At 68.4% G+C, this 10,073-nt stretch carries 8 protein-coding genes; 4 read left to right on the top strand and 4 right to left on the bottom strand.

Annotation, left to right across the window (positions count from 1 at the left end):
- Window positions 1–57 precede the first annotated feature (57 nt).
- Both glnA and EBL85_RS03705 read right to left on the bottom strand, forming a co-directional pair.
- Window positions 58–1,464 (bottom strand): glutamate--ammonia ligase, encoded by a 1,407-nt coding sequence (gene glnA / locus EBL85_RS03710; protein ID WP_062272656.1) that lies wholly within the window; start codon window positions 1,462–1,464, stop codon window positions 58–60.
- Window positions 1,465–2,011: 547 nt separating this feature from the next.
- Window positions 2,012–3,169 carry a cation diffusion facilitator family transporter gene (locus tag EBL85_RS03705; RefSeq protein WP_123139074.1) on the bottom strand — a complete coding sequence of 386 codons (1,158 nt, stop codon included), beginning with the start codon at window positions 3,167–3,169 and terminating at the stop codon, window positions 2,012–2,014.
- A gap of 369 nt (window positions 3,170–3,538) precedes the next feature.
- Here EBL85_RS03705 and glyQ point away from each other — a divergent pair, with 369 nt between their 5' ends.
- The 4 genes from glyQ to EBL85_RS03685 are packed head-to-tail and all read left to right on the top strand — an operon-like array spanning window position 3,539 to window position 7,858.
- Complete coding sequence (glyQ, locus tag EBL85_RS03700) at window positions 3,539–4,444, top strand: glycine--tRNA ligase subunit alpha (protein ID WP_123139075.1); 906 nt, start codon at window positions 3,539–3,541, stop codon at window positions 4,442–4,444.
- A gap of 11 nt (window positions 4,445–4,455) precedes the next feature.
- Window positions 4,456–6,537 (top strand): glycine--tRNA ligase subunit beta, encoded by a 2,082-nt coding sequence (glyS, locus tag EBL85_RS03695; protein WP_123142199.1) that lies wholly within the window; start codon window positions 4,456–4,458, stop codon window positions 6,535–6,537.
- A gap of 14 nt (window positions 6,538–6,551) precedes the next feature.
- Window positions 6,552–7,124, top strand: a complete 573-nt coding sequence (gene gmhB, locus EBL85_RS03690; RefSeq protein ID WP_123139077.1) for a D-glycero-beta-D-manno-heptose 1,7-bisphosphate 7-phosphatase — start codon at window positions 6,552–6,554, stop codon at window positions 7,122–7,124.
- Complete coding sequence (locus tag EBL85_RS03685; protein ID WP_123142198.1) at window positions 7,121–7,858, top strand: 1-acyl-sn-glycerol-3-phosphate acyltransferase; 738 nt, start codon at window positions 7,121–7,123, stop codon at window positions 7,856–7,858. Before gmhB ends, EBL85_RS03685 begins: the two co-directional genes overlap by 4 nt.
- Window positions 7,859–7,926: 68 nt before the next feature.
- Here EBL85_RS03685 and gatA read toward each other — a convergent pair whose 3' ends face one another.
- Both gatA and gatC read right to left on the bottom strand, forming a co-directional pair.
- Entirely contained in the window at window positions 7,927–9,381 is a 1,455-nt protein-coding gene (gene gatA, locus EBL85_RS03680; protein ID WP_123139079.1) for an Asp-tRNA(Asn)/Glu-tRNA(Gln) amidotransferase subunit GatA, read from the bottom strand.
- Window positions 9,381–9,668, bottom strand: a complete 288-nt coding sequence (gene gatC / locus EBL85_RS03675) for an Asp-tRNA(Asn)/Glu-tRNA(Gln) amidotransferase subunit GatC (protein ID WP_005222284.1) — start codon at window positions 9,666–9,668, stop codon at window positions 9,381–9,383. Before gatC ends, gatA begins: the two co-directional genes overlap by 1 nt.
- Window positions 9,669–10,073: the final 405 nt, after the last annotated feature.

Raw genomic sequence — 10,073 nt, 5'->3', positions numbered from 1 at the left:
ATCTATCCCTGCGCCGAGGTTGCGACCGCGCGGGACCCGCGCGGTCGCGACAGCCGATCAGAGGCTGTAGTACATGTCGAACTCGACCGGGTGGGTCGTCATCCGCATGCGGGTGACCTCGTCCATCTTGAGGTTGATGTAGCTGTCGATCAGGTCATCGGTGAACACGCCGCCGACGGTGAGGAACTCACGGTCACGGTCGAGGTTGTCGAGCGCCATCTCCAGCGAGGAGGCGACGGTCGGGATGGCCTTGGCCTCTTCACGCGGCAGGTCGTAGAGATCCTTGTCCATGGCATCGCCGGGGTGGATCTTGTTCATGATGCCGTCGAGACCGGCGAGCATCATCGCCGAGAAGGCGAGATAGGGGTTGCCGGTGGGATCGGGGAAGCGCACCTCGATGCGACGACCCTTGGGGCTGGCGCAGTGCGGGATGCGGATCGAGGCCGAGCGGTTGCGCGCCGAGTAGGCGAGCATCACCGGCGCCTCGAAGCCCGGGACCAGACGCTTGTAGGAGTTGGTCGAGGCGTTGGTCAGGGCGTTGAGCGCACGCGCGTGCTTGATGATGCCGCCGATGTAGTAGAGGGCCATGTCGGACAGGCCGCCGTACTTGTCGCCGGCGAACAGGTTCTGACCGTCCTTGGCGAGCGACTGGTGCACGTGCATGCCGCTGCCGTTGTCGCCGACCAGCGGCTTGGGCATGAAGGTCGCGGTCTTGCCGTAGGCGTGGGCGACGTTGTGCACCACGTACTTGAGGATCTGGTTGGCGTCGGCACGCTTGACCAGGGTGTCGAACTTGGTGCCGATCTCACACTGGCCGGCGGTGGCGACCTCGTGGTGGTGCACCTCGACGCCGACGCCCATCTCCTCGAGGGTCAGACACATGGCCGCACGCAGATCGTTGAGCGAGTCGACCGGGGGCACCGGGAAGTAGCCGCCCTTGACCTTCGGACGGTGACCCATGTTGCCGTCGCCGAACACCCGCTCGGAGTTCCAGCCGGCCTCCTCGGAGTCGATCTTGTAGAAGGCGCCGCTCATGTCCGCGCCCCAGCGCACGTCGTCGAGCACGAAGAACTCGGGCTCGGGACCGAAGAAGGCGGTGTCGGCGATGCCGGTGGACTTCAGATAGGCCTCGGCGCGCTTGGCCACCGAACGCGGATCACGCTCGTAGCCGATCATGGTGTCGGGCTCGAGGATGTCACAACGGATGATGAGGGTGCTCTCCTCGGAGAAAGGATCCATCACCGCGGTCGTGGGGTCGGGCATCAGCACCATGTCCGAGGCCTCGATGCCCTTCCAGCCCGCGATCGAGGAGCCGTCGAACATCTTGCCTTCCTTGAAGGCATCCTCGTCGATCATGCTCGTCGGCATGGAGACGTGCTGCTCCTTGCCGCGGGTATCGGTGAAGCGCAGATCCACGAAGGTCACTTCGTTGTCTTTCATCATCTTCATGACATCAGTGGTCATTCGAACGTCTCCAATGCTGAGTGCTGTGTTCTAGATACGGATAAGGCGTTGTCGGCCGAGCAATGCACAAGGCTTGCGCTGGCGTATCAGCGCTCGCACCATCCGGCGCAGCAGCCTAACAGGTCATCGATCGTGCCGCACGACCTGCCGTCCGGGCCGGCAGGCGATGCAGAATTCTGGCTGACCCGGTTGATGTCCCGGGCTCGGGTCCACGACAAGGACCTCCATCGCGACCGTTCCGCCGGACGACGGGATGATCCACGCCGTCCGATGCCAATCAGTCATGCAACGAGCAAGCCAGAATCTTGCGCACCCCGCTGACGCCAGCCCCGCGCCCCGATCGCAACGAACACGCGATGAGACGATGAGACGTACAAACAAGACCTTGGCGATGAGAGGGTTGTGAAATCACGCACCATGGTGACGACAGCACCGCCAAGGATGGGCGGACAGCGGGGGGCCGGCGCACCCAATCGCGGCGCGACACCGGGCGCGGACTGCACTAAAAAAGAACATCGAGCGACTTTATGCACCAAAAAGGTGCAAATCAGTCGCCAAAGAAGATTCGCACCCCACGGAACACCGGGTCATCGGCGAGCGCCTCGGCCAGGCGCGTCCGCAATCGCTCGGCATCGGCTCCCTGGCGCAGACAGGCGGCGAACGGGAAGTACACCTCGATGTCGATGGCACCGTCGAGATAGTGCAGCAACACCCGCTGGCGCTCGTTGGCCTCGGGGATCGCCGACCAGGCCGAGGCCAGGCGCGCCAGTGCCTCGGCACGCAGCGGCAGCAGGTAGCAGGCGGAGAGGTGCTCGTCGTCCTCGGGGTCGATGTGCACGGTGACATCGGCGATCTCGTCGATCTCGCGCTTGAGCCGGCGCTCGACCAGGACGCTGATCATGTGACCTTCGGAGACACTGACGTAGGGATCGACCAGCACATGCACGTCGACCGACGCCTGCCCTCCGAGACGGCGGGTGCGCAGCATATGGATATCGCGCACCCCGCCGACCGAGTGGATGGTCTGCTTGACCGCCTCGAGCCGCTCGCCCTGCAGACCGGTATCGACCAGCTCGCTGGCCGCCTCCCAACCGAGTTCCCAGGCGATCTTGGCGATCATCAGCGCCACCATCACCGCGGCGATGGCGTCGAGATAGGGCAGCCCGGCCATGGTGCCGGCGATCCCCACCAGCACCACCACCGAGGAGACCGAATCGGAGCGATGGTGCCAGGCGTTGGCACGCAGCAGGTCGGAGCGCACCCGCTTGGCATGGGCCAGGGTCCACCAGTAGAGCCATTCCTTCACCAGGATCGAGGCCAGGGTGGCGCCGAGCGCGATGAGGTCGGGGCGCAGCAGCTCCTCGGGGCTGAACAATCGCTCGACCGCGTCCCAGCCGATGCCGATGGCCACCGCCAGCAGCAGGAAACCGAGCGCGAGGGTGGCAACCGTCTCGTAGCGCGCATGCCCATAGGGATGCTCCTGGTCCGGTCCCTGATGGGCCTGGCGCCCGGCGATCAGCACCAGGACGTCGGAGAGCAGGTCGGAGAGCGAGTGCAGCCCGTCGGCGACCAGCGCCTGCGAATGACCGAGCCAACCAGCGACGATCTTGATCGCCGCCAGCACCAGATTGAGCACGGCCCCGACCACGGCGGTCCGGGTCACGGCCTCGCGACGGGCATCGGCGCTGTGTTGATCGAGGGTCACGACTAGGGGCTTCCGCAGGTTGCGCCGACCGGGTCCGGGCCGACGGCGCTCCAGTATAAGCGACAGCGGCAGGTCGCATCAGCTTCCAGCGGCCAGCTGACAGCCGCCAGCGGGAAGGGATGGCGTTCATGACTCAAGGTTGGCCGATCAGACCAGCGTCCAACCCACGGCCTTCAGCAGGGAGGACAGGTTCGAGTCACCGGGGAGGCCACGCTCTTGCCCCTAGCAGCTAACGGCTAGCCACCGATGGCTGGCGGCTGGCGGCTGATGGCTGGTCGCTGCCCCCGACCAACCCCATTGGCGCGCCAGCGACCCGAACCGATATAATTGCGCGTTTACGTCAACCGCCCCGATCCCAAGGAGCCCGCCTTGACTCTCCAATCCGAGGACCTCTCGACCTTCCAGGGCCTGATCTTCGCGCTCGAACGCTACTGGGCCGATCTCGGGTGCGTCGTCGTCCAACCCTATGACATGGAAGTGGGCGCGGGCACCTTCCACCCCTCCACCTTCCTCCGCTCGATCGGTCCCGAGCCGTGGCGCAGCGCCTATGTGCAGCCCTCGCGTCGCCCCACCGACGGGCGCTATGGCGAGAACCCCAACCGGCTGCAGCACTACTACCAGTTCCAGGTCGCGCTCAAGCCCTCGCCGGAGAACATCCAGGAACTCTATCTCGACTCGCTGCGCCGACTCGGCATCGACCCGCTGGAGCACGACATCCGCTTCGTCGAGGACAACTGGGAATCGCCCACGCTCGGCGCCTGGGGACTCGGCTGGGAGGTCTGGCTCAACGGCATGGAGGTGACCCAGTTCACCTACTTCCAACAGGTCGGTGGACTCGACTGCCGCCCGGTCACCGGCGAGATCACCTACGGGCTCGAGCGCATCGCCATGTACCTGCAGGGCGTCGAGAGCGTCTACGACCTGGTGTGGAGCCGCACCCCGGCGGGCATCGTCACCTATGGCGACGTCTTCCACCAGAACGAGGTCGAGCAGTCGACCTACAACTTCGAGATCGCCGACACCGACGCGCTGTTCGCGCAGTTCGACACCTGCGAGCGGGTCAGCACCCAACTCATCGAGCGCGGACTGCCGCTGCCGGCCTACGAGCAGATGCTCAAGGCCTCGCACACCTTCAACCTGCTCGACGCCCGCGGGGCGATCTCGGTGACCGAGCGCCAGCGCTTCATCCTGCGGGTGCGCACGCTGTCGCGGGCGGTCGCCAAGACCTATTACGAGAGCCGGGAGGCGCTTGGCTTCCCGATGCTGGCACAGTGAGGGAGAGAACATTGGACGCATCCACTGATCTGCTGATCGAGATCGGCACCGAGGAACTCCCCCCGCTGGCGCTGCCGCGCCTGTCGCAGGCCTTCGTCGAGGGCGTGGCGCGCGAGCTGCGCGAGCGCAGCATCGACTTCACCACCATCGAACCCTTCGCCGCACCGCGCCGCCTGGCGATGCTGGTGCGCGGCATCGCCACCCGCCAGCCCGACCAGCAGCAGGTGCGCCGCGGCCCGGCGCTCCGGGCCGCCTTCGACGACAGCGGCGCGCCGACCAAGGCCGCACAGGGCTTCGCCCGCTCCTGCGGCGTCGAGGTCGAGGCGCTGGAGCGCGAGGAGACGCCCAAGGGCACCTGGCTGGTCTATCACTCGACCCTCGCCGGTCGCGCCACCGCCGAGCTGATCCCCGAGATCGTCGAGGCCGCGCTCGCCACCCTGCCGATCCCGCGGCGGATGCGCTGGGGTGCGGGCGAGGCCGAGTTCGTGCGCCCGGTGCACTGGGTCTGCCTGCTGCTCGGTGAGCAGCCGGTCGCCGGCCGGGTGCTCGGCATCGAGGCCGGCACCAGCACCCGCGGTCACCGCTTCCATCACCCCGAGCCGATCGCCCTCGCGCGCGCCGACGACTATGCCGAGCAGCTGCGCACCACCGGCCGGGTCGAGCCCGACTTCGCCCAGCGCCGCGAGCAGGTGCGCGCCGGCGTCACCGCCCTGGCCGAGGCCGAGGGGTTGCGCGCGCGCATCGATCCCGAGCTGCTCGACGAGGTCTGCGCCCTGGTCGAGTGGCCGCAGCCGGTGCTCGGTCGTTTCGAGGAGCGCTTCCTGGAGATCCCCCCGGAGGTGCTGATCGAGACCATGCAGAGCAACCAGAAGTACTTCCCGGTGGAAGACGCCGAGGGTCGTCTGCAGGCCTGCTTCATCACCGTCGCCAACGTCGTCAGCCGCACCCCCGAGAAGGTGCGTGCCGGTAACGAGCGGGTGATCCGGCCGCGCTTCGCCGACGCCGCCTTTTTCTGGGAGCAGGACCTCAAGCAGCCGCTCGAGGCCTTCGCCGGCAAGCTCGAACGGGTGGTGTTCCAGGACAAGCTCGGCACCCTGGCCGAGAAGAGCGCGCGCGTGGCGCGGCTCGGGCGCTCCCTGGCCGCGCCGCTCGGCGGCGACCCGGCACTGATCGAGCGTGCCGCGCGGTTGGCCAAGTGCGACCTGGTCACCAGCATGGTCTACGAGTTCACCAGCCTGCAGGGCACCATGGGCCGCTACTATGCCGAGCGCGCCGGCGAGGACCCCTGCGTCAGCGCCGCCATCGAGCAGCAGTACCTGCCGCGCTTCGCCGGCGACGCCCTGCCCGAAGGGCTGTGCGGCCGCGCCCTGGCGCTCGCCGACCGGCTCGACACCCTGGTCGGCATCTTCGGCATCGGGCTGCGCCCGACCGGCACCAAGGACCCCTACGCGCTGCGACGGGCCTCGATCGCGGTGCTGCGCATCCTCATCGAGACCCCGCTCGACCTCGATCTGGAGGCGCTGCTGGAGCAGGCCGCCGCCGGCTACCCCGAGGGGCTGCTCGGCGCCGAGGTGGTCGGCGAGGTCCGCGACTACATGCTCGAGCGGCTGCGCGGCTACTACGAGGAGCAGGGCGTCGGCGCCGACATCGTCGAGGCGGTGCTCGGCGCCGGCGGCGCCAACCCCTGGGAGCTCGACCGCCGCATCGCCGCGGTCGCGGCCTTCCGCGAACTGCCCCAGGCCGCCTCGCTGGCCGCGGCCAACAAGCGCATCCACAACATCCTGGCGAAGAACGCCGCGGCCGTCGGCGCGGCCGGGGCGATCGACACCGGGTTGCTCGAGGATGCGGCCGAGCAGCGTCTCGCCGAGCGTGTCGCCGCGCTCGGCGAGACGGTCGCGCCACTGGTCGCCAGCCGTGACTATGGCCGCGTGCTCGCCACCCTGGCCGAACTCGGCGGCGACGTCGATGCCTTCTTCGATCAGGTGATGGTGATGGCCGAGGACCCGGCGGTGCGCGCCAACCGCATCCGTCTGCTGCAGTCGCTCGGCGCGCTGTTCATGCAGGTCGCCGACATCTCGCGGCTGCAGCACTGAGCGCCCGACCCGGCATGACCGAACGGCTGGTCATCCTCGACCGCGACGGGGTCGTCAACCACGACTCCGACGCCTATATCAAGTCGGTCGAGGAGTGGCGGCCGATCCCCGGCAGCCTCGAGGCGATGGCCCGGCTCCACCATGCCGGCTGGCGGCTGGCCATCGCCACCAACCAGTCCGGCATCGCCCGCGGGCTGTTCGACCCGAGTACCCTCGACGCCATCCACCAACGGTTGCGCGAGCAACTCGCCGATCATGGCGCCCGTGTCGAGATGATCGCCTTCTGCCCCCACGGCCCGGACCACGGCTGCGACTGTCGCAAACCGCTGCCCGGACTGCTCGAGCAGATCGCCCGACGTCTCGGCGCCGATCTCCGCGGGGTGCCGGTGATCGGCGACTCGCTGCGCGATCTGGAGGCCGCGCGCGCCGTCGGCGCCGCGCCCTGGCTGGTGCGCACCGGCAAGGGCGAGCGCACCCTGGCGGCCTGCGCCGACCATCCGGGGCCCGACCCTCTGGCCGGCGTCCCGATCTTCCCCGACCTCAGCGCGGCGACCGACGCCCTGCTCGCATCCGACACACGCCCATGACCCTGATCCGCTCGCTCCTCTATCAATCCTTCATGTACATCACCATCGTGCTGTACGCCTCGCTGATCCTCGTCACCCCCAGGCAGGTCGGGGCCTGGCTGGCGCGGGGTTGGGCACGGCTCAACCTGCGCGCGCTCGGCTGGATCTGCGGACTGCGCTATCGCATCCAGGGGCTCGAGCACCTGCCCAAGGAGGCGACCATCGTGCTCGCCAAGCATCAATCGACCTGGGAGACCATCGCGCTGCGCGCCATCCTGCCGCTGGAACAGACCTGGGTGCTCAAGCGTGAGCTGATGCGTATCCCCTTCTTCGGCTGGGCGCTCAAGCGCTTCCAGCCGATCGCCATCGACCGCTCGGCCGGACGCCGTGCGGTCGCACAGCTGCTGCGCGAGGGGCTGGCGCTGCTCAAGGCCGGGCGCTGGGTGGTGGTCTTCCCCGAGGGCACCCGAGTGGCCGCCGGCGCACGTCAGCCCTATGCCATCGGCGGTGCGCTGCTGGCCGAGCGCAGCGGTCGACCGGTGATCCCGGTGGCGCACAACGCCGGCGAGTTCTGGGGGCGACGCAGCCTGCACAAGCGCGCCGGCACCATCGACCTGGTGATCGGCCCGCTGATGGAGACCCAGGGACGCAAGGCCGCCGAGATCAATGCCGCGGTCGAGCAGTGGATCGAGGAGACCGTCGAGGCGCTGCCGCGCCCGGTCTCGGGCAAGGCCGGCACGCTGCAACAAGGGTAGGGCGCCGCCGCCCGCGGGAGCGGGAGCGGCGCACATCGGGCCGGGCAGGCCGCCCGGCCCGGAGGCACTCAGTCGAAGCCCGCGGGCGCGGCCTGGTGCCAGTGGGTGAGGTGCTGGTAGCGGTGCGCGACATTGAGCAGCCGCGCCTCGTCGAAGTAGTTGCCGATGAGCTGCAGCCCGACCGGCATGCCCGCGACCGGCTCGACCGGGATCGACATCCCCGGCAGCCCGGCGAGGTTGGTGGCGATGGTGTAGATGTCGTTGAGATACATCGCCACCGGATCGTCCATCTTGTCGCCGAGGGCGAAGGCGGTGCTCGGGGTGGTCGGTCCCATGATCACGTCGACCTCCTCGAAGGCGCGCTTGAAGTCGTCGGCGATGAGCTGACGGATCTTCTGCGCCTTGAGGTAGTAGGCGTCGTAATAGCCGGCCGAGAGCACATAGGTGCCGATCATCACCCGGCGCTGCACCTCGGCGCCGAAGCCCTCGGCACGGCTGCGGGTGTAGAGATCCTCGAGGTCGGCGGGATCGGCGCAGCGGTGTCCGTAACGCACCCCGTCGAAACGGGCGAGGTTCGACGAGCACTCCGCGGGCGCCACCACGTAGTAGACCGGCACCGACAGCGGGCTGTTGGGCAGGCTGATCTCGCGGATCTCGGCACCGAGCTTCTCGTATTCGCGGATCGCCGCCTCGACCGCGGCGCCGACACGCGGGTCGAGCCCCTCGCCGAAGAACTCCTTGGGTAGGCCGATACGCAGACCGCTGATGTCGTTGTCGAGGGCGTCGACATAGTCCGGCACCGGCACGTCGGCGCTGGTCGAGTCGCGCTCGTCGAAACCGGCCATCTCGTCGAGCAGGAAGGCGGCGTCGGCGGCCGAGCGCGCCATCACCCCGGCCTGGTCGAGCGAGGAAGCGAAGGCGATCATCCCCCAGCGCGAGCAGCGCCCGTAGGTCGGCTTGATGCCGGTGATGCCGCACAGCGCCGCCGGCTGACGGATCGAGCCGCCGGTATCGGTGCCGGTGGCCGCCGCGCACAGACGCGCGGCCACCGCCGCGGCCGAGCCGCCGGAGGAGCCGCCCGGCACCCGCGAGGTGTCCCAGGGGTTGGCGACGGGGCCGTAGTAGCTGGTCTCGTTGCTCGAGCCCATGGCGAACTCGTCCATGTTGGTCTTGCCGAGCATCACCGCGCCGGCGCCACCCAGACGCTCGACCACGGTCGCGTCATAGGGAGCGACGAAGTTGTCGAGCATGCGCGAGGCGCAGCTGGTGCGCACCCCCTTGGTGCAGAAGATGTCCTTGTGCGCGATCGGGATGCCGGTGAGCGGGCCGGCCTGGTCACGGGCGAGCGCCTCGTCGGCGCGCGCGGCGGCGGCGAGCGCGGCCTCGGCATCGACGGTGATGAAGCTGTTGAGCTGGGGATCGAGCCGCGCGATGCGATCGAGATAGTGACGGGTCAGCTCGGTGCTGGAGTATTTGCGCAGCCGCAGATCGGCGGCCAGCTCTGCGATCGACTTGTTCTGCATTATTCGATGACCTTCGGAACCAGATAGAGCCCGCCCTCGCTCAGCGGCGCGCCGGCTTGGTACTCGGCGCGGCGGTCCGGCTCGGTGGCCTGATCGGGCCGCAGCCGTTGGGCCATGTGCAGCGGGTGCGCCATCGGCTCGACGTCGTCGGTGTTCACCGAGTCCATCTGGGCCACGAGATCGAGAATATTGGAGAGTTCGGCGGCATAGCGCTCGGTCTGATCCGGGCTGATCGCCAGGCGCGCGAGGTGCGCGATCTTTTCGACGTCGGAACGATCCAGTGACATGTCCGTCCTGCTGGGCCTACAAAAATGGGGAGTCAAAATAGCATAGCGGCCATGGACGGTGGAACCGGCCGCCAGCGACCAGCGACCAGCGACCAGCGACCAGCGACCAGCGACCAGCGACCAGCGACCAGCGGATTGAACCGCAAAGCCGCGAAGCACGTGAAGTGCATGGTGTGTGATGTCGGCGTGAGACCACAGGCGGCACAGGTCCGCACCCACTGGCGGCTGATCGCTGGCGGCTGGCGGCTTATTCCCTGCACGCGAAGTGCATGGTGTGCGATGTCGGCGTGAGGCCACAGGCGGCGCGGGTCCGCACCCACTGGCGGCTGATCGCTGGCGGCTGGCGGCTTATTCCCTGCACGCGAAGTGCATGGTGTGTGATGTCGGCGTGAGGCCACAGGCGGC

The organism is Marichromatium sp. AB32 (assembly GCF_003718675.1).
Lineage (GTDB): Bacteria > Pseudomonadota > Gammaproteobacteria > Chromatiales > Chromatiaceae > Marichromatium > Marichromatium gracile.
This window is presented reverse-complemented; position numbering and strand designations above follow the sequence as displayed.

Bases quoted from the DNA above. Each gene is read 5' to 3' on its own strand.
- gatC (WP_005222284.1), bottom strand. From the start codon at position 9,668: ATGTCACTGGATCGTTCCGACGTCGAAAAGATCGCGCACCTCGCGCGC.
- glnA (WP_062272656.1), bottom strand. From the start codon at position 1,464: ATGACCACTGATGTCATGAAGATGATGAAAGACAACGAAGTGACCTTC.
- gmhB (WP_123139077.1), top strand. From the start codon at position 6,552: ATGACCGAACGGCTGGTCATCCTCGACCGCGACGGGGTCGTCAACCAC.
- gatA (WP_123139079.1), bottom strand. From the start codon at position 9,381: ATGCAGAACAAGTCGATCGCAGAGCTGGCCGCCGATCTGCGGCTGCGC.
- EBL85_RS03685 (WP_123142198.1), top strand. From the start codon at position 7,121: ATGACCCTGATCCGCTCGCTCCTCTATCAATCCTTCATGTACATCACC.